A 22,481-nucleotide genomic window follows, 5' to 3' on the forward strand; every position below is an offset into this window, starting at 1 on the left:
CGGGGCGCGGCAGCCCTCACCATGGGGTCGTGAGCGTGAGCATCGACATCACGGGCCTGCCGCCCGAGCGCATCGTCTTCGACATCTCGCCCCTCGCCGAGCTGGGCGTGGCCCTGCACGCCCTGTCCGAGCCCGGGCACCACCCCGGGCTGCACGGCTGGGCGACCGCCACCGCCGCCGCGCTCAAGCCGGACCTCGCGGACCGGCTGCACGAGGCGAACTTCCTGTGGACGACGACGTTCTCGGACGTCCACCTGCCGTTCTCCGGAGTGCGGGGCGGCGACGGCCGCACCGGCGCCACGCTCGCCGACGAGCTCGACCTCCTCGACGCGCTGGACGAGGACCGCTTCCTGACCGCCGCCCTGGAGTTCACCTGCTCCGCGCACTACGCGGCCGGCGGCCCCGTCCGCCCCGACCGCGCCCTCGAACTCGCCGCCAGCCGCGGCCCCCGGCAGCTGGAGTTCACCCGCCGCCTGCTCGCCGACCCCGCGGGCGTACGCGCCTGGCTGCGCCGCCTCTTCGAGGACTGCGACCAGGCCTTCTTCGCCGACACCTGGCGCCGCGTCCAGCCCGGCCTCGCCGCCGACGCCCGCCACAAGACGGAGCTGCTGCGCCGCAAGGGCCTGCCGGAGGTGCTGCACGCCGTGTCGCCCGCCGTGAGCCTCGACGAGACCGGAGGCGGGCGGCGCATCGTGGTCGACAAGCTCACCGACGGCCGGACCACCGCCGCCGGCACCGGAGTCACCTTCGTACCGTCCAGCTTCGGCTGGCCCCACCTGTGGGTGCTGCACGCCCCGGGCTGGCGCCCCGTCGTCCACTACCCCGTCGGCGCGCCGGACCTGGCCGGCCCGGCCTCCGTCGAGCTGCTCCACCTCCGCATGGAGGCGCTGGCCCACCCCATGCGCATGCGCATGTGCCGCGCGCTGGCCCGCGCCGCGTACACCAACAGCGAACTGGCCGATCTGTACGGCATCACCCCGCCGGAGGTCTCGCGCCACCTCGCCGTCCTGAAGAAGGCCCAGCTCGTCACCGTGCGCCGCCGCGGCCGCTACGTCCTGCACCAACTGGACGTGGCCGCCGTCGCCCGCATCGGCAGCGACTTCCTGGAGACGGTGCTGCGCTGAGGCTGCGGGGGGCGCGAAAGCCGGTGGGCTTCGGAGCCCGCAGCCGTCAGTCGAAGCGGATGTGGGACAGGCCCACGCCGATCCGCCGCAGCCGGTGCCGCAGCGGCCCGTCCGTGTTCGGCACCGGCCGCAGCCCGGCCGCGGCGGCGACCCGGTCCGCGACCTGCGGCACGGTCAGCCGGTCCGTACGGACGTGCAGGGCGAACTCCGGCCCGGCCAGCCGCTCCAGGCACTCGTCCAGCCTGCGCACCGCGAAGCTCTCCCGCTTCGGCCCGCGGCCCAGGCCCCGCTCGCTCAGCCGGCGCAGGACCGTCCCGCGCTCGGCGAGCAGCGCGAAGTGGTGCACGTCGTGCCCCGCCTCGCGCAACCGCCCGACGACCTCCGCGAAGTACCCCGGGTGGGTCAGCGTCATCGGGGCGATGACGGGCCCGCCCCCGTACCGCCGCAGCACCAGGTCGAGCACCTCGTACACGCCCTGCCGCCACGCCGCCAGGTCCTGGAAGTCACCCCGAAGCGGCTTCGGGATCATCCGGTGCAGCCCGAACCCGACGTGCTCCGGGTCGCAGACGACCGCGCCCGGCAGTCGGCGCCGCAGCTCGTACGCCGTCTGGGTCTTGCCGCCCCCGAACGGCCCGTTGAGCCAGAGCCGCGTCCCCCTGGTCTCCCCCGACCCGCTCACTGAGCGAACGTCCCGCCGCCCCCGGCCCGTACCAGGCCCGTCTCGTACGCGAGAACCACCACCTGCACCCGGTCGCGCAGGCCGAGCTTGGTGAGGATGCGGCCGACATGGGTCTTGACGGTGGCCTCCGAGAGCACCAGCCGCCCCGCGATCTCGCCGTTCGACAGGCCCTGCGCGACGAGCAGCATCACCTCGCGCTCGCGTTCCGTGAGCCTCTCCAGGGTCTTGTCCCGCGGGTCCTTGGCGGCGGACGGCAGCATCGGGGAGAAACGGTCCAGCAGCCGCCGTGTCGTCGACGGCGCGACTACCGCGTCCCCGCTGTGCACGGACCGGATGGCGCTGAGCAGCTCGCCGGGCGGCACGTCCTTGAGCATGAAGCCGCTCGCGCCCGCCTTCAGCCCGGAGAAGGCGTACTCGTCCAGGTCGAAGGTGGTCAGGATCAGCACGCGCGGCGCGCCCGGCTCGGCGCAGATGCGGCGCGTGGCCTCCACCCCGTCCAGGCGGGGCATCCGTACGTCCATGAGGACGACGTCCACGGCCGTGGACCGCAGGACGTCGATCGCCTCGGCCCCGTCGCCCGCCTCCGCGACGACCTCCATGTCCGGCTGGGCGGCGAGCACCATGCGGAAGCCGGTGCGCAGCAGCACCTGGTCGTCGACGAGCATCACGCGGATGGACATGCGGTTCCTCACGAAGGTCAGTGGGCGGGCTTGAGGGGGAGCAGGGCGCTGATCCGGAATCCTCCGCCGGGCCGCGGCCCGGCGTCCAGGGTGCCGCCGACCATCCCGACGCGCTCCCGCATGCCGATCAGGCCGTGGCCCCCGCCGTCGGCGCCGCCGTCCTGGTACAGCTCGTGCGCTGCGCCCCGGCCGTCGTCCTCGACCAGCAGGCCGAGTCCGTCGTCGAAGTACACCAGCCGCACGCTCGCCCCGACGTCCGGGCCGCCGTGCTTGCGGGTGTTGGTCAGGGCCTCCTGGACGATGCGGTACGCCGTGAGCTCGACGCCGCTCGGCAGCGGGCGCGGGGTGCCCTCGATGCGGAAGTCGACGGTCAGGCCGGCGTTGCGGACCTGTTCCACCAGGTCCCCGATCTGCTGGACGTCCGGCTGCGGCACGTAGTCCTCGGAGTCCTGCGGCTCTCCGGTGCGCAGGATGCCGAGCAGGCGGCGCATCTCCGCGAGCGCCTGGCGGCCGGTGGTGGAGATCGCGTCGAGGGCCTGCTTGGCCAGCTCCGGCGAGCTGTCGAGGACGTACGCGGCGCCGTCCGCCTGGACGACCATGACCGAGACGTTGTGGGCGACGACGTCGTGCAGCTCCCGGGCGATCCGGGCGCGCTCGGCCGCGACGGCGACCTTCGCCTGGGCCTCGCGCTCCTTCTCCAGCCGGGTGGCGCGCTCCTCCAGCTGCTCGAAGTACGCGCGGCGGGTGCGCATCGAGTCGCCGAGCACCCACGCCAGCACGAACGGCACGCTCAGCACGACGGTGAAGAACACCTGCCCGGCGGTCGAGACGTTCTCGACGGGCCAGCGCAGCTGCGCCAGCGGGGCCGCGCTCACCCCGCCGACGAGCGCGAGGCGGGATGCCCAGCGCGGCCCGTCGCTCTGCGCGGCGACGGTGTAGATGACGACGAGCATCGCGAAGTCGGCCGGGTTCGTCGCGATGTCCAGGGCGAGCTGGGCCACGCCGATGCCGGCGACGAGCAGCAGCATCTTCTCGGGCGCCCGGCGGCGCAGCGCGACGCTGAGGCAGAGCAGCAGGACGATCCCGGCGGCCACCAGGGCGGGCTCGGCGCCGACGGGGACCTGGGCCACCCACAGCATCGAGAACCCCAGGAGCATCACAGCCCAGAAACTGTCGACGCCCGTGGGGTGTCTGCGGATGAAGTCATAAAGGCGCTGCACGTAACCCAGCGTAGGGAAACGGAATAGGTGCAGGGGTCAACCGGAGGTCCCATCCATGGCGCGGGGCCCTACTCCGCAGGGTGGAGAGGTCGGTGGAGACTGGTGCCCGTGAATGACGAGACGTGTCAGTCCGGCCCGTGGCGCGGCTGGCGGGCGGCCACGGAGGCCGCTCTGTACGGGCCTGACGGCTTCTACCTGCGCCCCGAGGGGCCCGCGGGGCACTTCCGTACGTCGGTGCACGCCTCGCCGCTGTTCGCCGGGGCGGTCGCCCGGCTGCTGGCGCAGGTCGCGGAGGAGCTCGGCACGGACGAGGTCGCACTGGTGGACGTGGGTGCGGGGCGTGGCGAGCTGCTGACGGGCGTGCTGGCGGCGGTGCCCGCCGGTCTGCGGGTACGGGCGTACGCCGTCGAGCGCGCGGCCCGGCCGGAAGGGCTGGACCCGCGGATCTCGTGGGGGGCGTCGGTTCCCTCCGGGGCGCGGGGGCTGCTGTTCGCCAACGAGTGGCTCGACAACGTCCCGGTGGACGTGGCCGAAGCGGACGAGTCGGGCGCCCCCCGGTACGTGGAGGTGGCGCCGGACGGCACGGAGCGGCTGGGTCCGCCGGTCGCCGGGGCCGACGCGGAGTGGCTGGCCCGCTGGTGGCCGCTGCGGGAGCCGGGCGAGCGCGCCGAAATCGGCCGCCCGCGCGACGAAGCCTGGGCGCGCGCGGCGGGCTGCCTCGCGGCGGGCCTGGCGGTGGCGGTCGACTACGCCCACGTGCGCGAGGCCCGGCCGCCCTTCGGCACGCTGACCGGCTTCCGGGCGGGGCGCGAGGTGGAGCCGGTGCCGGACGGCTCGTGCGACATCACGTCCCACGTGGCGCTGGACGCGTGCGCGGCGGCGGTGGCCACCGGCCCCGGCCCCGGCTCCAGCCCTGGCCCCGGCTCCGTCGAGCTCGTCTCGCAGCGTGAGGCGCTGCGGCGGCTCGGGGTCGGCGGGGAGCGGCCCGCCCTCGACCTGGCACGGAGCGACCCCGCCGGATACGTACGGGCGCTCGCCGCCGCCGGGGAGGCCGCCGAGCTCACGGCGCGGGGCGGGCTCGGGGACTTCACCTGGCTGCTCCAGCGCGTGCCCGGCGAGGGATACTGTCCGGCATGACGGAGACCACGGTCGGCATCGGCGGTGCCGCGGAAAGCACCGACATGGTGCTGAACATCGGGCCCCAGCACCCCTCCACGCACGGCGTGCTGCGCCTGCGGCTCGTGCTGGACGGCGAGCTGATCCGGCATGCCGAGCCGGTCGTCGGCTATATGCACCGCGGCGCGGAGAAGCTCTTCGAGGCGCGTGACTACCGTCAGATCATCATGCTGGCCAACCGCCACGACTGGCTCTCGGCCTTCTCCAACGAGCTCGGTGTCGTCATGGCCGTCGAGCGGATGCTCGGCATGGAGGTCCCGGAGCGCGCCGTGTGGACGCGCACCCTGCTCGCGGAGCTGAACCGGGTGCTCAACCACCTGATGTTCCTCGGCTCGTACCCCCTCGAACTGGGCGGTATCACCCCGATCTTCCACGCCTTCCGCGAGCGCGAGGACCTCCAGCACGTGATGGAGGAGGTCTCCGGAGGCCGCATCCACTACATGTTCAACCGGGTCGGCGGCCTCAAGGAGGACCTGCCCGCCGGCTGGCTCGGCCGGGCCCGGCAGGCGGTGGCGGCGATCCGCTCCCGCATGGACGTGTACGACCGCCTGGTCCTCGGCAACGAGATCTTCCGCGGCCGCACGCGCGGCGTCGGCGTCATGGCGCCCGAGATCGTGCACGCGTACGGCGTCAGCGGCCCGCTCGCCCGCGCGTCCGGCGTCGACTTCGACCTGCGGCGCGACGAGCCGTACCTCGCGTACGGCGAGCTCCAGGACACCCTGAAGGTCGTCACCCGCGAGGAGGGCGACTGCCTGGCCCGCTTCGAGTGCCTGCTGGAGCAGACGCACAACTCGCTGGACCTCGCCGACGCCTGCCTCGACCGGCTCGCGGACCTGCCGCCGGGGCCGATCAACCAGCGGCTGCCGAAGGTCCTGAAGGCGCCGGAGGGCCACACGTACGCCTGGACCGAGAACCCTCTCGGGCTCAACGGCTACTACCTGGTGTCCAAGGGCGACAAGACCCCGTACCGGCTGAAGCTGCGCTCGGCGTCGTACAACAACATCCAGGCGCTGGTGGAGCTGCTGCCCGGCACGCTCGTGGCGGACATGGTGGCGATCCTGGGGTCGTTCTTCTTCGTCGTCGGCGACATCGACAAGTAACGGCTCAGCGGGGCGGCGGCCCGGCGGTCAGGACACGGCGTCGCGCCGCAGCTCCACCACGTCGAGCTGCTCGGTCTCGTCGTGCGCCGTCAGGTCGATGACCTTGCCGACCGCGCGCTCCTCCCGGCGCCGTACGGCGAGGGCCTCCTCGCCGACGACGTCCGCCAGGTCCTCGTGCTGGACCGCTTCGATGGCGGCCGGGGCCTTCTTCTTCGCCTGCGTGCCGAAGAAGTCGAAGCCGCCCTGGAGGCGCGGCGCCGGACGCGACCGCGTCGCCTGCGGCGCGATCGCGGCCGCGGCCGGGACCGGGCGCATCGAGGACGCGGCACCGGGGGCTTCCTGCTCCTCGGCGGCCTCGGGGGACTCTGCGGCCTCGGGAGACCCGGCGGCCTCCTGCACCGCGGCGTTCCGCGTGAGGTTCTCCAGGGCCCTGGCGGCCTGGAGGTACGCGGCCGGGGTCGGCGTCGGGGCCGCGGCGGGCAGCTCCCGGGCGGCCGGGGCCGCGGCCTCCAGGGCGAGCTGCCGGCGGCCCTCCAGCGCGCTGGCCCGCTCGGTCTCGGCGGTGGCGTACCGGCGCAGCAGCCCGGCGTGCTCGTTGCGCAGTCCCGCCAGCTCGACGCGCTTGGCCCGCAGCTTCGCCTCCAGCCGGGCGCGCAGCTCGCGCGACTCCTCCAGGTCCGCCTCCAGCTCCGCTATCCGCTCCTCGGTGCGCCACTGGTCGCCCGCGCGGGCCCGGGTCAGCTCGGCGACGCGGCGGCCGGCCGCCCGGTCCCAACTGCGCATCAGGACCGCGCCGGTGACGGCCCCCACGGCGGCGGCCGCCACCAGCAGGCGCAGGACCAGCGGGTCGGCGAAGAGCCAGGCGCCTCCGGCACAGAGAACCGACGCTCCGGCGACCGCCGACGGCGGCAGCAGCCGGTGCAGGGGTGGGGAATGGCGGTGGCGTCCACGTGGCATGGCCTGAAATTTACCGTGCGTAGACTCCGTTTGGGGTACGGGCCCCGCAATGTTTTGCCACTGATCGCCTTCCGGTTGGCTACTTCCCGATGAGCCCCTTCTCCTCCAGGTAAGCCCGGGCCGCGTCCGCCGGCTTTGCCCGCTCGGCATCCACCTTCCGGTTCAACTCCACGAGATCCTCGGTCGTCAGCACCTTCGTGATCTTGCCGAGCGCGGCGGCTATCTCCGGCGAACCGGCGTCCTTCGCATTGACGACCGGCAGCACATTGTCGGCGTTCTGCAGCTTCTTGTCGTCTTCCAGCAGCACCAGCCCGAACTGCTCCAGGGTGGCGTCCGTCGTGGTCGTCAGCACCAGCTGGTCGGTGCCGTCCTTGACCGCCTGCTTGGCCTGCGGCGTACCGACGCCCTTGGGGTCGATGCCCGTCACGTCGATGCCGTACGTCTTCTTCAGACCCGGTGCGCAGAACGGCCGGATCTCGCACTCGTCGCCCGCCGCGATCTTCACCTTCAGCTTCGAGGCGCCGAGGTCGGAAAGGGTCCTGAGCTTGTTCTTCTCGGCGAATTCCTTGGACACGGCGAAGGCGTTCTGATCCACCGCGCCGCCGGCCGGGAGCACCTTCAGTCCGCGCGGAGAGGCGAGCTTCTCCAGCGCCGCGACGGTGGCGGTGACATCGCTGGAGGCGACCGGCTTCTCCTCCGACGCCTTCGGTCCGTTCACCTTGGCGTTGAGGAATTCCGCAAGCGTAGCCGCATATTCCGGTACGACGTCGATCTCGCCCTTCTCCAGGGAGGGTTCGTACAGCTCCCGGTTCTCCACGGTCTTGATGGAGGTGGTGTATCCGGCGTCCTTCAGCACCTGCGCGTACAACTCCGCCAGCACACTGGACTCGGTGAAACCGGCCGAGCCGACGACGAGCGTGCCCTTGTCGCCGCCGCCGCGGGCCGAGGCCGCGTCCGCGCCGCCCTTCTTCTCCAGGCTGTCGCCCCCGCACGCGGCCAGCCCGCCGGTCAGCGCCGCCACGGCCAGTACCGCACCCGCCAGGCGCGAGGTCCTACTCATCACGTTCTCCGTCCGGATAGGGATACGTCGCTCCGCCGCACCGGGTTGCACACCCGTCCGGCGAGCACCAGCAGGCCCTCGACCGCCAGGGCGAGCGCCCCGACGATCAGCGCCCCCGCGACCACTTGCGCGGTGTCGTACGTGTTGAATCCCGCGGTGATGATCCGGCCGAGGCCGCCCTGGCCGGCCATCGCCGCGAGCGTCGCGGTGGCGATCACCTGCACGGTCGCCGACCGCACACCGGTCATCACCATCGGGAAGGCGAGCGGCAGTTCCACCTTCCGGAAGAGCTGCCCCCCGGACATCCCCATGCCGCGCGCCGCCTCGACCACCGCCCGGTCGACCTCGCGCATCCCGAGGTACGCGTTGGTGAGCAGCGGCGGCACCGCGAAGAGCACCAGGGCGAGGATCACCGGCAGGTCGCCGTGGCGCCCCAGCGGAGTGAGCGTCAGCAGCACCAGCACCGCCAGCGTGGGCACCGCCCGCCCCACGTTGGAGAGGTTGACGGCGAGGGCCCCGCCCTTGCCGACGTGCCCGAGCCAGAGCGCCAGGGGCAGGGCGATGAGGCACGACATCAGCAGGGACACCCCGCTGACGTACAGGTGCTCGCCGAGCCGGTGCCACACCCCGCTCTCGCCCTGCCAGTTGGCCCCGGTCGTCAACCACGTCCAGGAGTCGGCCACCGCGCCCATGCCTCAGCCCGCCTTCCCCGCACGCGTCCACGGAGTCAGCAGCCGCTGCGCGCCGAGCAGCAGCAGGTCCGCCGCGACCGCCAGCAGCACGCACAGCACCGACGCCGTGAGCACCTGCGCCTTGAAGTAGCTCTTCAGGCCGCCCGTGATGAGCGTGCCGAGCCCGCCGTAGTCGACGAGGGCTCCGACCGTCGTCAGCGCGATCGTGGACACCATCGCCATCCGCACGCCCGCCATCACGGCCGGGAGGGCGAGCGGCAGTTCGACCTCCCACAGCAGGCGCCCGCGCCCGTACCCCATGCCGCGCGCCGCCTCACGGGTCTCGTCGGGTACGGCCGCGAGGCCCGCCAGGATGTTCCGTACGAGAATCGTCAGCGAGTAGAGGACCAGGCCCGTCACGACCAGGGCCGCCGAGAGCCCGAAGAGCGGCAGCAGCAGCGAGAACATCGCCAGCGACGGAATCGTGTAGAGCACGGTCGTCAGCCCGAGCACCGGTCCCGCCCACCGCGGCCGGGCGCGCACCAGCAGCGCCAGCGGTAACGCCACCGCCAGGCCGATCAGCACCGACACGACGGTGATCCAGACGTGCTGGACCGTCGCGTCGGTCAGCTCCTGGGCGCGGGAGCGGACGTACTCCGCGCAGATCCAGTCGTTGGCCACCAGACAGCTCGTCGCCGTGCTCACCCGCTCACCCCCGTTCGCCAGTTCGACCCGCCACCGACCCTAACCCCCGCCACTGACAATCACCCCGCGCCGCCACACCACGGCAACATGGCCTTCACACCGCACCGGCCACAATGGGGGAACCATGATCCGATTCGAGCATGTGACGAAGCGGTACCCGGACGGCACGACCGCCGTCGACGACCTGTCGTTCGAGGTGGCCGAGGGCGAACTCGTCACGCTCGTCGGTCCGTCCGGCTGCGGCAAGACCACCACGATGAAGATGGTCAACCGGCTCATCGAGCCGACCGAGGGCCGCATCCTCGTCGACGGACAGGACATCTCGGCCGTCGACCCCGTCCGGCTGCGCCGCCGGATGGGCTACGTCATCCAGCAGGTCGGCCTCTTCCCGCACAAGACGGTGCTGGAGAACACCGCGACCGTGCCCCACCTCCTCGGCACCCGGCGCGACCGGGCGCGCGCCCGCGCCGCCGAGCTGCTCGACCTCGTCGGCCTCGACCCGGCCACGTACGGCGACCGCTATCCCGACCAGCTCTCCGGCGGCCAGCGCCAGCGCGTCGGCGTGGCCCGCGCCCTGGCCGCCGACCCCCCGGTGCTGCTGATGGACGAGCCGTTCGGGGCGGTCGACCCGGTGGTGCGGGAGCGGCTGCAGAGCGAGTTCCTCAAGCTCCAGTCGAAGATGCGCAAGACGGTCCTGTTCGTCACGCACGACATCGAGGAGGCCGTCCGGCTCGGCGACCGCATCGCCGTCTACGGGCACGGCAGGATCGAGCAGTTGGACACCCCGGCCACCGTGCTCGGCGCCCCCGCCACCCCGTACGTCGCCGACTTCGTCGGCGCGGACCGGGGCCTCAAGCGGCTGTCCGTCACCCCGATCGAGCCGGGCGACCTCGAACAGCCGCCGGTGGTCCACCTCGACGATCCGCTCCCCCGCGCGCTCGACTCGCGCTGGGCCGTCGTCCTGGACCGCGAGGACAACCTGCACGGCTGGATCTCCGCCGACGTCGCCGCGCGCGGCGAGGGGTCCGTACGCGACCACGCGCGCCGCATGGAGGCGTGGCTGCCCGTCGGCGCCTCGCTCAAGCAGGCGTTCGCCACGATGCTCCAGCACGACGCGGGCTGGATCGCGGTCATCGACCGCGAGGAGCGGGGCCGCTTCCTCGGGGTGCTGACCCCGGCGCGGCTGCACGAGGCGCTGCGCCGCTCGACCGCCGCGGACGCGCGGGACGTCCCCCGTACGGACGTCGACGTCGAGACGGTCAGTTAGCGCTCAGCCGGCCGCTCAGCCACACCAGGGCGGGCGGGATCTCGCGGTTCCAGGTGGTGAAGTTGTGCCCGCCGCTGTCGAGGGTGATCGACGACACGCGTGCGGGCGCCTTCACCTTGGCGATGAACTCGCGCGTGCCCTTGAGGTTCCCCTCGCCCTGCTTCGACGTGGTCACCAGGAAGGACGAGCGGCCCTGCGGCAGGTGGTCCAGGCTCCACAGCAGGTTGGCACGGTCGCGCAGCCGCCGGTCCCCCTTGAAGAGGTCGCCGGTCGTGACGTCCTCGGCGGCCTTGTAGTACGCGGAGAGGCCGGCGCCGGCCGCGTACCGCTCGGGGTGGTGGAGGGCGATCTTCAGCGCGCAGTAGCCGCCGGTCGAGTTGCCGATGAAGCCCCAGTTCCGCGGCTGCGTGCCCACGCGGTACGCCGCGGAGACCGCCGTGGGGAGGTCCTCGGCGAAGAAGGTCTCGGTCTGCGGGCCGCCGGGGATGTCGACGCACTCGGTGTCCCGGGGCGGCGCCACGGTCGGGCGCAGCATCACCAGGACCATCGGCCGCATCTTCCCGCTCTTCACCTGCTCGTACGCCGTACGCGGGTACTTCAGGCCCTTGAGGAGGTTCTCCGCGGTGCCGGGGTAGCCGGTCAGGACGACCGCGGCGGGGAAGGTCTTCCCCGCGTAGGCCGGCTGGAAGTACTCCGGCGGCAGGTACACGTACGCGGGGCTGGTGATCCCGGACTTCTTCCCGGCGATGAGGACCTTCTGGACCTGCCCGGCGGCCGCCGGCCGCCCGCCGCCCGGCACGCCCTCCGGCTTCTGCTCGGCGACGACCCGGACCGACCTGGCGGCGCCCGCCGAGTGGTCGACGACCACGCCCATCTGCTGCTCCTGGCCGAAGAGGTCGGCCCAGGACCCGTAGAAGAGGAAGTAGTTGTTGGCGGCCAGGCCGACCGACGCGAAGAGCGCCAGCTGGGTCGCGAGCAGCAGGCCGACCCTGCCGAGCACCGGGCGCAGGCCCCGGCGCGACAGGCGCGGCCACAGCCACACCGTGGCGGCGAACAGCCCCACGGCGACCACCGCGGCCAGCGCCAGAACCTTGTTGCTGGTCAGACCCATGAGTCGTTCTGATCCTCTTCGTCGAGAATTTCCCGGGGATGAATGAACCCGCCTCCCCCGGCCGCCGTCCTAGAGAGCGCACGTCTCCGGCCGATCGATTCTGCGGCCGAACGGGACACTGGAATCTCTCGCGGAGCTACGGGAAACGATGTCTGTCACGAAAGATGGGGATAAGTCGGGATCGGTTCCGAATCGGATGCGCCGTGTCCTGCGCGGGCCACGCGCCGAGAAGGTTCCCTCCCTGGTGGGCACGGCCTGCACGGCCATCGGCCTGATCGACATCGCCGCCGGGGTCTTCCCCCGCTTCCGGGCCAGCCGCATGCACGCCATCGCCGAGGTGCTCCCCGGCACCCTGGGCCCGCTGTCGGCGGCGCTGTCCCTCAGCGCCGGCGTGCTGCTCCTGCTGCTCGCGCACGGCCTCAAGCGGCACAAGCGCCGCGCCTGGCGCGCCGCGGTGATCCTGCTGCCGGTCGGCGCGGTGGCCCAGTTCGTCTACCGGCACTCCGTCATCGGCGTCCTGCTCTCGCTCGTCCTGCTGGTGCTGCTCCTGCGCCACCGCGGCGAGTTCGCGGCCCTGCCCGACCCGCGCAGCCGCTGGAAGGCGCTGGCCAACTTCGTCCTGATGGGCGCCGGTTCCATCGCGCTGGGCCTGGTCATCGTCAGCGCCCACCCCGGGAAGGTCGTCGGCAGCCCGAGCCTGAGCGACCGTCTGGAGCACGTCCTGTACGGCCTGCTCGGCGTGGAGGGCCCGGTCGGCTACCGCGGCGGCGTCGACTGGACCGTCGGCTACTCGCTCGGCGCGCTCGGCCTGCTCACCGCCATCACCACCATCTACCTGGCCTTCCGCCCCGAGCACCCGGTCGCCCGGCTCACCGAGGACGACGAGGCCCGGCTGCGCGCGCTGCTGGAGCTGCACGGCGGGCGCGACTCGCTCGGCCACTTCGCGCTCCGCCGCGACAAGGGCGTCGTCTTCTCGCCCAGTGGCAAGGCCGCCGTCTGCTACCGGGTCGTCTCCGGCGTGATGCTGGCCAGCGGCGACCCGATCGGCGACGTCGAGGCCTGGCCCGGCGCGATCGAGCGGTTCATGGACGAGGCCAAGGCCCACTCCTGGACCCCGGCCGTGATGGGCTGCTCCGAGACGGGCGGCGAGGTCTGGACCCGCGAGACCGGCCTGGACGCGCTGGAGCTCGGGGACGAGGCGGTGGTGGACGTCGCGGATTTCTCCCTCACCGGGCGCGCCATGCGCAACGTGCGCCAGATGGTCAAGCGCATCGAGCGCAACGGGTACACGACGCGGGTCCGGCGCGCCCGTGACCTGACGGAGGGTGAACTGGACCGGATACGGCGCGCCGCGGCCGACTGGCGCGGCACCGACACCGAGCGCGGCTTCTCCATGGCCCTGGGCCGGATCGGCGACCCCGCGGACGGCGAGGCGGTCATCGCCACCGCCCACAAGGAGGACGACGACTCCGCCGCCTCCCCGTACGGCGACCTGAAGGCGATCATCCACTTCGTGCCGTGGGGCACGGACGGCATGTCGCTGGAGCTGATGCGCCGCGACCGGTCCGCCGACCCGGGCATGAACGAGCTGCTGATCGTCGCCGCCCTCCAGGCCGCGCCCACGCTGGGCGTGGAGCGGGTCTCGCTGAACTTCGCGATGTTCCGCTCCGCCCTCGCGCGCGGCGAGAAGCTCGGCGCCGGCCCGGTGCTGCGGGTGTGGCGGGGGCTGCTGGTGTTCCTCTCCCGCTGGTTCCAGATCGAGTCGCTGTACAAGTTCAACGCGAAGTTCCGGCCCCGCTGGGAGCCCCGCTTCGTGGTCTACCGCAACACCCGGGACCTGCCGCGCATCGGCTTCGCCGCCATGCAGGCCGAGGGCTTCGTGAACCTGGCCCCGCCCCGCCCCTTCCGCCGCCGCGCCGGCGCCGCCGCGGCCCGCCCCTGCGGGCACCTGCCCCGGACGGCGGCGGCCCCGGAACACGAGGTCCGCGCCGCCTGAGCCGTACCCCCTAGGCTGGACGCATGAGTACGTTGCGCGCGCGTGGCACGGCCCGGGGCCTGCCGGAGTGGGACCGCTGTGCGGTCATGGGGGTCGTCAATGTGACACCCGACTCCTTCTCCGACGGCGGCCGCTGGTTCGACACCACGGCCGCCATCAAACACGGCCTGGAGCTGGTCGCCACGGGCGCCGACCTGGTGGACGTGGGCGGCGAGTCCACGCGGCCCGGCGCCACGCGCGTCGACGAGGACGAGGAGCTGCGGCGGGTCGTCCCCGTCGTACGCGGCCTGGCGGCCGAAGGGGTGACGGTCTCCGTCGACACCATGCGCGCCTCGGTGGCCCGCCGGGCGGTCGAGGCGGGCGCCGTACTCGTCAACGACGTCAGCGGCGGCCTCGCCGACCCCGAGATGGTGCCGTCCGTGGCCGCCGCCGAGGTCGCGTTCGTCGTCATGCACTGGCGCGGCTTCAGCGACAACATGAACAGCCTCGCCGTCTACGACGACGTGGTCGCCGAGGTCCTCGCCGAGCTCCGCGCCCGCCTGGCGGCCGTCGTCGAGGGCGGCGTCGACCCCGAGCGGATCATCGTCGACCCGGGCCTGGGCTTCGCCAAGCAGGCGCCGCACGACCTCGCCCTCGTCGCCCACCTGGCGGACCTGCGCGCCCTCGGCCACCCGCTGCTGGTGGCCGCCTCGCGCAAGCGGTTCCTCGGCCACATCCTGGCCGCCGACGGCGCGCCGCCGCCCCCGGCGCGCGAGCGGGACGCGGCCACCGCCGCCGTCTCGGCGATCGCGGCCCACGAGGGCGCCTGGGCCGTACGCGTCCACGACGTACGGGCGACGGCGGACGCGGTGCGGGTCGCCCGCGCCGTCGAGGGAGCCCTGTGAGCGACGCGCGCACCAACGACACGGAAGCGGTCGAACTGGCCAACACCGCCTTCTACGAGGCGATGGAGCGCGGCGACTTCGAGACGATCTCCGACCTCTGGCTGGACGACGCGTACGGCGAGATCTCCTGCGTGCACCCGGGCTGGCCGGTCCTTTCCGGCCGCGGCGAGGTGCTCCGCTCGTACGCGCTGATCATGGCGAACACCGAGTACATCCAGTTCTTCCTGACCGATGTGAAGGTGTCCGTGGCCGGTGACACGGCCCTGGTGACCTGCACCGAGAACATCCTCAGCGGCGGACCCGCCGAGGACGGCGCCGAGCTGGGGCCGCTCGTCGGCCAGCTGGTCGTCGCGACGAACGTCTTCCGCCGCACCCCCGACGGCTGGCGGATCTGGGCGCACCACGGCTCCCCGGTTCTGGCCGAATCCGGTGACGAGGAGGACGACGAGAACGGCTCCTGAGTGGGTAGGCGGGCGTAAGCGAGGCCCGTGGGCGGGCGCTGTCGGTGGTCGCAGGTAGATTCGAGTGGTGGCAACGCGCGTCGACCGCACCCGGCCGTGTGCCCGCCCGACCAACGACAGCAGGAGTGATTCGCGTGGATCGTGTCGCGCTGCGCGGCCTCAAGGCCCGTGGACACCATGGCGTCTTCCCCCGGGAGCGCGAGGAGGGCCAGACCTTCATCGTGGACCTGGTGCTGGGCCTCGACACCCGCCCCGCGGCCGCCGACGACGACCTGGCGAAGACCGTGCACTACGGCATCGTGGCGGAGGAGGTCGTGGACGTCGTGCAGGGGGAGCCGGTGGACCTGATCGAGACCCTCGCCGAGCGGATCGCCCAGCAGTGCCTGAAGCACGGCGGGGTCCAGGAGGTCGAGGTGACCGTCCACAAGCCGGACGCCCCGATCACCGTCCCCTTCGACGACGTCACCATCACCATCACGCGGAGGCGCGCATGAAGAGCACGCAGAGCGACCCGACGGTACAGCCGGTGCCCGCCTCCGTGGTGGAGCAGGTCGACGCCGCGGACATCACGCTCTCCAACCCCAAACGGGCCGTGATCGCCCTCGGCTCCAACCTCGGCAACCGCCTGGAGACCCTCCAGGGCGCCATCGACGCGCTGGAGGACACCCCGGGCGTCCGGATCAAGGCGGTCTCGCCCGTGTACGAGACGGAGCCGTGGGGCGTCGACCCCGGCTCCCAGCCGTCGTACTTCAACGCGGTCGTCGTGCTGAAGACCACGCTGCCCCCGTCGTCCCTGCTGGAGCGGGCGCACGCCGTGGAGGAGGCCTTCAACCGGGTCCGCGAGGAGCGCTGGGGCGCCCGCACGCTCGACGTCGACATCGTGGCGTACGCGGACGTCGTCTCCGACGACCCGGTCCTGACCCTGCCGCACCCGCGCGCCCACGAGCGCGCCTTCGTGCTGGCTCCATGGCACGACGTGGACCCGGAGGCGCAGCTCCCCGGTGCCGGCGCGGTCGCCGAGCTGCTGGCGGCCGTCGGCCGGGAGGGTGTCCTCCCCCGGGCGGACCTGGAACTGCGGCTGCCGGAGTAGTCGTTGATCGGAACGAAGACCGTACGGCGCCGACCACGTAAGGACACCCGGTGAAGCAACTGCGGCTCAAGGTACTGGCCGGTCTCTTCGCCGTCGCCGGCATCCTCTCCTGGGGCGGCGCCCGGTTGTGGGAGTCGTTCGGCACCCTGCCGAGCGTCCCGCTCGCCGCACCGATCGTCCTCGCCGCGATCGCCGTCGTCCTGCTGGCGACGGCCCTCTCGCTCCGCTCCCGCCTGCGCGCCCAGCGCGAGCGCCGGCCGGGGGCGAAGGGCGTCGAGCCGCTGATGGCGGCCCGCGCGGTGGTGTTCGGCCAGGCCAGCGCCCTGGTCACCGCCCTGGTCAGCGGCATGTACGGCGGCGTGGGCGTCTTCCTGCTCGGCTCCCTCGACATCCCGGCCCGCCGCGACCAGGCGATCTACGCCGGCTTCTCGGTCGCGGCGGGCATCGCGGTGATCGCGGCGGCGGTGTTCCTGGAGCGGGTCTGCAGGCTCCCGGAGGACGACGACGAGGTCCCGTCCGTGGGCTGACCGCCCACGGACGGGACCGCGGGGCTACAGCAGCGTGCCGCCCGCGACCTCCGTCTCGGCGAGGATCGCCGACAGCCGGTCCAGCACGTCGGAGGAGAGCGCGACGCGCGCCGCGGCGAGGTTCTCCTCGATGTGGGCCGGGGTGCGGCTGCCCGGGATCGGCACCACGTGCGGGTCCTGGGCCAGCAGCCACGCCAGGGCGAGCTGCGCCGGGGTGAGATCCAGCTCGGCGGCGATACCCCGGGCGGGGGCGAAGCGGTCGTTGTTGGCCTGGTGGTTCGCGGCGCTGAAGCGCGGCATCTGCTGCCGGAAGTCCCCGTCCTTCACCTCGCCGATCGTGCCGGTCAGGAAGCCCGCGCCGAGCGGGGACCAGGCCACCAGGCCCACCCCGAGCTCGTGGGCCGCGGCGAGCAGCTCCGGGTCGACCGGCCGCCACATGGACCACTCGGTCTGGACGGCGGCCACCGGGTGCACGGCGTGCGCGGCGCGCAGCTGCTCGGCGGTGACGTTCGACAGGCCCAGGTGGCGGACCAGCCCCGCCCGGATCAGGTCCGCGACCGCGCCGACGGTGTCCTCCAGCGGCACCTGCGGGTCGGGGAAGTGCGGGTAGTACAGGTCGATCCGGTCGGTGCCCAGCTCCCGCAGGCTCGCCTCGGCGTATCCGCGTACGTACTTCGGGTCGGCGTTGACGGCCAGCTCGCCGAAGGCGAAGCCGACCGGGAAGGGGTGCGGCTCGACGCCCTCCGGCAGCCGGAAGCCGAACTTGGTGGCGAGGATGACCTCGTCGCGCCGCCCGCGCAGCGCCTTGCCTATGAGCCGCTCGTTGTGGCCGTCGGCGCCGTACCCGTCGGAGGTGTCGATGAGCGTGGCGCCCGCGTCGACGGCGGCGAGCAGCGCCCGCTCACCGCGCTCGTCGTCGATCTCGCCGTACACCCCCGGGGACAGCACCATCGCGCCGAAGCCGAGGGCGGACACCTCCAGCCCGCCGAGCGAGCGCGTGGGCAGCGGCGTCGACTGCTCGTTCGTGATCGTCATGCGGCGAGTCTTCACGGCACGACGGGCCGCGTCCACCGCCTGTCCGGCATGAAAGACGCCGAAAGGCGCCCGGAACAAAGGGAGTTGACTACTCCGCCATGATGAGGCTCATCGCCTCGGCACGCGTCGCCACGTCGCGCAGCTGACCGCGCACCGCCGAGGTGATCGTCTTCGCGCCGGGCTTGCGGATGCCGCGCATCGACATGCACATGTGCTCGCACTCGATGACGACGATCACGCCCCGGGGCTCCAGGATCTTCATCAGCGAGTCGGCGATCTGGGTGGTCAGGCGCTCCTGCACCTGCGGCCGGCGGGCGTAGACGTCCACGAGCCGGGCCAGCTTCGACAGGCCCGTTATCTTGCCGCTGGTGGACGGGATGTACCCGACGTGGGCGACGCCCCGGAAGGGCACCAGGTGGTGCTCGCAGCAGGACGTGACCTCGATGTCCTTCACCAGGACCATCTCGTCGTGTCCGAGGTCGAAGGTGGTCGTCAGGACGTCCTCGGGCTCCTGCCACAGGCCCGCGAATATCTCCCTGTACGCCCGCGCCACCCGGGCCGGGGTCTCCCGCAGGCCCTCACGGTCCGGGTCCTCGCCGACCGCGATGAGGAGTTCCCGTACGGCGTTCTCGGCGCGCTTCTCGTCGAACACGCCGATCGTGCCCTCGCCGTCCAGAGTCACCGGGTCGGTCATGTGTGCCTCGTTCCGTATTGCCTGAGTACGCGCGTATGTGAAAGCCGCGCCCCCACAGGCTAGAACCTGGGGGGCGCGGCTTTCATTCCGGGGCTCCGGGGGCTTCCCGGACCTTGCAGCCTTACGCCTCGGGGCGGTCCTCCGAGACCGGCTCCGCCGCCGGGGCGGCGGTGGTGTCGGAGGAGGAAGGACCGGAGCCGTTCGTCGCGGCGGAGCCGGCGGCGCCGTTGGTCAGCGCCAGCTCCTTCGGCGACAGCACCGGCGGCCGCGTCGACGGCGTACGCCGCGAGGAGCCGGTCCACGCCGGGCGGGCCGGGCGCTTGACGATCGGGGCGAAGATCTCGGCGATCTCCTCCTTGCCGAGCGTCTCCTTCTCCAGCAGCCGCAGGACGAGGTTGTCGAGGACGTCACGGTTCTCGACGAGGATCTCCCAGGCCTCGTTGTGCGCGGTCTCGATGAGCTTCTTGACCTCTTCGTCGACGAGCGCGGCGACCTCTTCCGAGTAGTCGCGCTGGTGCGCCATCTCGCGGCCCAGGAAGGGCTCGCTGTTGTCGCCGCCGAACTTGATCGCGCCGAGCCGCTCGGTCATGCCGTACTGCGTGACCATGGCCCGCGCGGTCGCGGTCGCCTTCTCGATGTCGTTGGCCGCGCCCGTGGTCGGGTCGTGGAAGACCAGCTCCTCGGCCGCGCGCCCGCCCAGCATGTAGGCCAGCTGGTCGAGCATCTCGTTGCGCGTGGTGGAGTACTTGTCCTCGTCCGGCAGGACCATGGTGTACCCCAGTGCCCGGCCACGGGACAGGATGGTGATCTTGTGGACCGGGTCGGAGTTCGGACAGGCCGCCGCGACCAGGGCGTGACCGCCCTCGTGGTACGCGGTGATCTTCTTCTCCTTGTCCGACATGATCCGGGTCCGCTTCTGCGGGCCCGCGACCACCCGGTCGATCGCCTCGTCCAGCATGTGGTTGTCGATCAGCTTCTTGTCCGAGCGGGCGGTCAGCAGCGCCGCCTCGTTCAGGACGTTGGACAGATCGGCACCGGTGAAGCCCGGCGTACGACGCGCCACGGCGGACAGGTCGACGTCCGGGGCGACCGGCTTGCCCTTCTGGTGGACCTTGAGGATCTCCAGGCGGCCCTGCATGTCCGGGCGGTCGACCGCGATCTGCCGGTCGAAGCGGCCCGGGCGCAGCAGCGCCGGGTCGAGGATGTCCGGCCGGTTGGTGGCGGCGATCAGGATGACGCCGCCCTTCACGTCGAAGCCGTCCATCTCGACGAGCAGCTGGTTCAGGGTCTGCTCGCGCTCGTCGTGACCGCCGCCGCGGCCCGCGCCGCGGGGGCGCCCGACGGCGTCGATCTCGTCGACGAAGACGATCGCCGGGGCGTTCGCCTTGGCCTGCTCGAAGAGGTCGCGGACACGCGAGGCACCGACACCGACGAACATCTCGACGAAGTCGGAGCCGGAGATCGAGTAGAACGGCACGCCGGCCTCGCCCGCGACGGCGCGCGCGAGGAGCGTCTTGCCCGTACCGGGCGGGCCGTACAGCAGCACGCCCTTGGGGATCTTGGCGCCGACGGCCTGGAACTTCGCCGGCTCCTGGAGGAACTCCTTGATCTCCTGGAGCTCCTCGACGGCCTCGTCGGACCCTGCCACGTCGGCGAAGGTCGTCTTCGGGGTGTCCTTGGTGATCAGCTTGGCCTTGGACTTCCCGAAGTTCATGACTCGGGAGCCGCCGCCCTGCATCTGATTCATCAGGAACAGGAAGACCACGACGATCAGTACGAAGGGCAGCAGCGACAGCAGCACCGAGACGAACGGGCTCTGCTTGGAGGGCGAGACGGTGTAGCCCTTGTCGATGTCACCCGCTTCGTACTTCTTCTGCAGCGTGGCGGCGAGGTCGGAGCCCTGCGTGCCGATGTAGCTCGCCTGGATCTTGTCGCTGCCCTTGACCTTCTGGCCGTCCTTGAGGTCGACCTTGATCATCTGTTCGTCGCCGGTGGTCAGCTTGACCTGATCGACCTGGTTCTTGTCGATCGCCTGGACGACCTCGCCGGTGTCCACCGTCTTGTAGCCGCCCGACGAGCCGACGACCTGCATCAACACGACCACGGCGAGGACGGCCAGCACGATCCACATGACCGGCCCACGGAAGTATCGCTTCACGTCCATCCATACGGAGCGATGACGCCCCGTCCCTCCTGCCCGTAGGTAAATGCTGCTATGAGAAAAGACTGTTCTTCGGACGGTACCCCAGCATTGTCACCCGCGACCGCCTTCCCATGCTCCAACGGCGGGAAGGAGGCCGGGGTTCCCGTACGGCGCCGGGACATCAGGGGGCCAACCTGATCAGCCGCCGTAGACGTGCGGCGCCAGCGTCCCGACGAAGGGGAGGTTGCGGTACTTCTCCGCGTAATCCAGGCCGTATCCGACGACGAACTCGTTGGGAATGTCGAAGCCGATCCACTTCACGTCGATCGCGACCTTCGCCGCCTCGGGCTTGCGCAGCAGGGTGCAGACCTCCAGGGAGGCCGGCTCGCGCGAGCCGAGGTTCGACAGCAGCCACGACAGGGTCAGGCCGGAGTCGATGATGTCCTCGACGATCAGGACGTGCTTGCCCTTGATGTCGGTGTCCAGGTCCTTGAGGATCCGGACCACGCCGGAGGACTGGGTGCCCGCCCCGTACGAGGAGACGGCCATCCAGTCCATCGTGACGGGGGTGGACAGCGCGCGCGCCAGGTCCGCCATCACCATCACGGCGCCCTTGAGGACGCCGACGATGAGCAGGTCCTTGCCCGCGTACTCAGCGTCGATCTTCGCGGCCAGCTCGGCCAGCTTCGCGTCGATCTCTTCCTTGGTGATGAGCACCGACTGGAGGTCGGCGCCCATGTCTTTCTCGTTCACCCGGGTCACTTTCGTTGCAGCCTGCGTCAGCCTTGCCGAATGACCAGTCTGCCACCCTGCCGGCGTGCCTCGACGCGGCCGGGCAGATTGATGGCCCCCTGGCCGCGCCAGCTGGTGATCAGCCGGTCGAGTTCCTCGATGTGCCGGGCGAAGAGGGAGCCCGCCGGGGCGCCCTCGGCGATGGCCGCGCGGCGCAGCACGCGGCGGCGGACGGCGGGCGGCAGCGCGTAGAGCCGGGCGCAGACCAGATGGCCGGTCTCGTCCCGTACGGAGGGCTCGACGTCGGCGGCCCAGGTGTCGAGCGCGTCGGCGTCGTCCCGGCAGAGCTGCGCCGTCCGGGCGAGGGCCTCGACGACGCCCTTGCCGAGCGACTTCTCCAGGGCGGGCAGGCCCTCGTGGCGCAGCCGCGACCGGGTGTAGGCCGGGTCGGCGTTCATCGGGTCGTCCCAGACGGGCAGGGACTGCACCATGCAGGCCTTGCGGGCCGTCTGCCGGTCGAGCTGGAGGAAGGGGCGGCGGTAGCGGCCCTCGGCGCCGGAGACGGCGGCCATCCCGGACAGCGAGCGGATGCCGGAGCCGCGGGCGAGGCCGAGCAGCACCGTCTCGGCCTGGTCGTCGCGGGTGTGCCCGAGCAGCACCGCGGCGGCGCCCAGCCGCTCGGCGGCCTCGTCCAGCGCGGCGTACCGGGCGTCGCGGGCCGCGGCCTCGGGTCCGCCGTCGCGGCCGACGGTCACGGTGACGGCCTCCACCGGCTCCAGCCCCATGGCGGTGAGCCGGACGGCGACCTCGGCGGCGCGCAGGCCGGAACCGTCCTGGAGGCCGTGGTCGACGGTGATGCCACCGGCGCGAACGGGCAGCTTGCGGGCCTCGAAGGCGAGGGCGGAGGCGAGCGCCATGGAGTCGGCGCCGCCGGAGCAGGCGACCAGCACGAGCGGCGTCCGCGACGCGTCGCGGGCGCCCGGGGGTGCGCTCGGTACGGTCGGTGCGGCCTGTCCGGTCGGTGTTGCCGGCGCGGTCGATGCGGTCGGTGCGGTCGTGCTGAGCTCGGGGACGGTGTGCTGCGCGGTGTGCTCGGTGAGTACGTCGTGGAGAACGCGGCGGACCGCCAGGCGTATCGCCGCGACCGCAGGATGGGGACCCATGTCCGG

23 protein-coding genes are annotated in these 22,481 nt (G+C 72.3%); 10 read left to right on the top strand and 13 right to left on the bottom strand.

The features are described 5' to 3' along the window. Positions 1-35: 35 nt before the first annotated feature. Positions 36-1,124: a DUF5937 family protein gene (locus tag ABZX67_RS22950; RefSeq protein ID WP_355363129.1), complete on the top strand. Its 1,089-nt coding sequence runs from the start codon at positions 36-38 to the stop codon at positions 1,122-1,124. 46 nt (positions 1,125-1,170) lie between these two features. Here ABZX67_RS22950 and ABZX67_RS22955 read toward each other — a convergent pair whose 3' ends face one another. Genes ABZX67_RS22955 through ABZX67_RS22965 form a run of 3 tightly spaced genes read right to left on the bottom strand, consistent with a single transcriptional unit; the run spans position 1,171 to position 3,703 of the window. Then, positions 1,171-1,803 (bottom strand): AAA family ATPase, encoded by a 633-nt coding sequence (locus ABZX67_RS22955; RefSeq protein ID WP_355363041.1) that lies wholly within the window; start codon positions 1,801-1,803, stop codon positions 1,171-1,173. Further along, on the bottom strand, positions 1,800-2,483 hold the full coding sequence (locus ABZX67_RS22960; RefSeq protein WP_355363043.1) for a response regulator transcription factor: 684 nt from the start codon (positions 2,481-2,483) through the stop codon (positions 1,800-1,802). Before ABZX67_RS22960 ends, ABZX67_RS22955 begins: the two co-directional genes overlap by 4 nt. Before the next feature lie 17 nt (positions 2,484-2,500). After that, complete coding sequence (locus ABZX67_RS22965; protein WP_355363045.1) at positions 2,501-3,703, bottom strand: sensor histidine kinase; 1,203 nt, start codon at positions 3,701-3,703, stop codon at positions 2,501-2,503. Positions 3,704-3,811: 108 nt separating this feature from the next. Here ABZX67_RS22965 and ABZX67_RS22970 point away from each other — a divergent pair, with 108 nt between their 5' ends. Together ABZX67_RS22970 and ABZX67_RS22975 are read left to right on the top strand one after the other, a co-directional pair. Further along, positions 3,812-4,840, top strand: coding sequence for an SAM-dependent methyltransferase (locus ABZX67_RS22970; RefSeq protein ID WP_355363047.1), 1,029 nt, complete (start codon positions 3,812-3,814; stop codon positions 4,838-4,840). After that, positions 4,837-5,979: an NADH-quinone oxidoreductase subunit D gene (locus tag ABZX67_RS22975; protein ID WP_355363049.1), complete on the top strand. Its 1,143-nt coding sequence runs from the start codon at positions 4,837-4,839 to the stop codon at positions 5,977-5,979. The genes ABZX67_RS22970 and ABZX67_RS22975 overlap by 4 nt, the downstream gene beginning before the upstream one ends. A 27-nt stretch (positions 5,980-6,006) precedes the next feature. Here ABZX67_RS22975 and ABZX67_RS22980 read toward each other — a convergent pair whose 3' ends face one another. From ABZX67_RS22980 to ABZX67_RS22995, 4 genes are all read right to left on the bottom strand, one after another. Further along, positions 6,007-6,936, bottom strand: coding sequence for a hypothetical protein (locus tag ABZX67_RS22980; protein ID WP_355363051.1), 930 nt, complete (start codon positions 6,934-6,936; stop codon positions 6,007-6,009). 79 nt (positions 6,937-7,015) lie between these two features. Further along, positions 7,016-7,996, bottom strand: a complete 981-nt coding sequence (locus ABZX67_RS22985; protein ID WP_355363053.1) for an ABC transporter substrate-binding protein — start codon at positions 7,994-7,996, stop codon at positions 7,016-7,018. Then, complete coding sequence (locus ABZX67_RS22990) at positions 7,996-8,688, bottom strand: ABC transporter permease (RefSeq protein ID WP_355363055.1); 693 nt, start codon at positions 8,686-8,688, stop codon at positions 7,996-7,998. Before ABZX67_RS22990 ends, ABZX67_RS22985 begins: the two co-directional genes overlap by 1 nt. Before the next feature lie 3 nt (positions 8,689-8,691). Continuing rightward, complete coding sequence (locus ABZX67_RS22995) at positions 8,692-9,372, bottom strand: ABC transporter permease (RefSeq protein WP_355363057.1); 681 nt, start codon at positions 9,370-9,372, stop codon at positions 8,692-8,694. 124 nt (positions 9,373-9,496) lie between these two features. On the opposite strand from ABZX67_RS22995, the gene ABZX67_RS23000 reads away from it, so the two are divergent. Continuing rightward, positions 9,497-10,639, top strand: a complete 1,143-nt coding sequence (locus tag ABZX67_RS23000) for a betaine/proline/choline family ABC transporter ATP-binding protein (RefSeq protein WP_355363059.1) — start codon at positions 9,497-9,499, stop codon at positions 10,637-10,639. On the opposite strand, the gene ABZX67_RS23005 is transcribed toward ABZX67_RS23000, so the two are convergent. Continuing rightward, on the bottom strand, positions 10,632-11,750 hold the full coding sequence (locus ABZX67_RS23005; RefSeq protein WP_355363061.1) for an alpha/beta hydrolase-fold protein: 1,119 nt from the start codon (positions 11,748-11,750) through the stop codon (positions 10,632-10,634). The two genes, ABZX67_RS23000 and ABZX67_RS23005, sit on opposite strands and share 8 nt — an antisense overlap. A gap of 148 nt (positions 11,751-11,898) precedes the next feature. Between ABZX67_RS23005 and ABZX67_RS23010 the strand changes: the two genes are divergently transcribed. The 6 genes from ABZX67_RS23010 (at position 11,899) to ABZX67_RS23035 (ending at position 16,708) form a co-directional block, all read left to right on the top strand. Then, the gene (locus ABZX67_RS23010; RefSeq protein WP_355363063.1) at positions 11,899-13,746 is read left to right on the top strand and encodes a phosphatidylglycerol lysyltransferase domain-containing protein; all 1,848 of its coding nucleotides are present in this window, start codon (positions 11,899-11,901) and stop codon (positions 13,744-13,746) included. A 23-nt stretch (positions 13,747-13,769) separates the two neighbouring features. Continuing rightward, on the top strand, positions 13,770-14,630 hold the full coding sequence (folP, locus tag ABZX67_RS23015) for a dihydropteroate synthase (protein WP_355363065.1): 861 nt from the start codon (positions 13,770-13,772) through the stop codon (positions 14,628-14,630). Then, positions 14,627-15,091 (top strand): nuclear transport factor 2 family protein, encoded by a 465-nt coding sequence (locus ABZX67_RS23020; RefSeq protein WP_355363067.1) that lies wholly within the window; start codon positions 14,627-14,629, stop codon positions 15,089-15,091. Before folP ends, ABZX67_RS23020 begins: the two co-directional genes overlap by 4 nt. Before the next feature lie 134 nt (positions 15,092-15,225). Then, positions 15,226-15,585, top strand: a complete 360-nt coding sequence (gene folB / locus ABZX67_RS23025; protein WP_355363069.1) for a dihydroneopterin aldolase — start codon at positions 15,226-15,228, stop codon at positions 15,583-15,585. Beyond that, positions 15,582-16,181, top strand: coding sequence for a 2-amino-4-hydroxy-6-hydroxymethyldihydropteridine diphosphokinase (folK, locus tag ABZX67_RS23030; protein WP_355363071.1), 600 nt, complete (start codon positions 15,582-15,584; stop codon positions 16,179-16,181). Before folB ends, folK begins: the two co-directional genes overlap by 4 nt. Before the next feature lie 50 nt (positions 16,182-16,231). Further along, entirely contained in the window at positions 16,232-16,708 is a 477-nt protein-coding gene (locus tag ABZX67_RS23035; protein ID WP_355363073.1) for a DUF3180 domain-containing protein, read from the top strand. A 24-nt stretch (positions 16,709-16,732) separates the two neighbouring features. Here ABZX67_RS23035 and ABZX67_RS23040 read toward each other — a convergent pair whose 3' ends face one another. From ABZX67_RS23040 to tilS, 5 genes are all read right to left on the bottom strand, one after another. Next, positions 16,733-17,743: an aldo/keto reductase gene (locus tag ABZX67_RS23040; protein ID WP_355363075.1), complete on the bottom strand. Its 1,011-nt coding sequence runs from the start codon at positions 17,741-17,743 to the stop codon at positions 16,733-16,735. A gap of 88 nt (positions 17,744-17,831) precedes the next feature. Then, on the bottom strand, positions 17,832-18,437 hold the full coding sequence (gene folE, locus ABZX67_RS23045) for a GTP cyclohydrolase I FolE (protein ID WP_355363077.1): 606 nt from the start codon (positions 18,435-18,437) through the stop codon (positions 17,832-17,834). A gap of 121 nt (positions 18,438-18,558) precedes the next feature. Next, positions 18,559-20,601 carry an ATP-dependent zinc metalloprotease FtsH gene (ftsH, locus tag ABZX67_RS23050; RefSeq protein ID WP_355363079.1) on the bottom strand — a complete coding sequence of 681 codons (2,043 nt, stop codon included), beginning with the start codon at positions 20,599-20,601 and terminating at the stop codon, positions 18,559-18,561. 177 nt (positions 20,602-20,778) lie between these two features. After that, positions 20,779-21,318 carry a hypoxanthine phosphoribosyltransferase gene (gene hpt, locus ABZX67_RS23055; protein WP_031077393.1) on the bottom strand — a complete coding sequence of 180 codons (540 nt, stop codon included), beginning with the start codon at positions 21,316-21,318 and terminating at the stop codon, positions 20,779-20,781. Between the two features lie 41 nt (positions 21,319-21,359). Further along, entirely contained in the window at positions 21,360-22,475 is a 1,116-nt protein-coding gene (gene tilS, locus ABZX67_RS23060; RefSeq protein ID WP_355363081.1) for a tRNA lysidine(34) synthetase TilS, read from the bottom strand. Between the last annotated feature and the right edge of the window lie 6 nt (positions 22,476-22,481).

The organism is Streptomyces sp. NPDC003036, from assembly GCF_040611175.1.
In the GTDB taxonomy this organism is placed as follows: domain Bacteria; phylum Actinomycetota; class Actinomycetes; order Streptomycetales; family Streptomycetaceae; genus Streptomyces.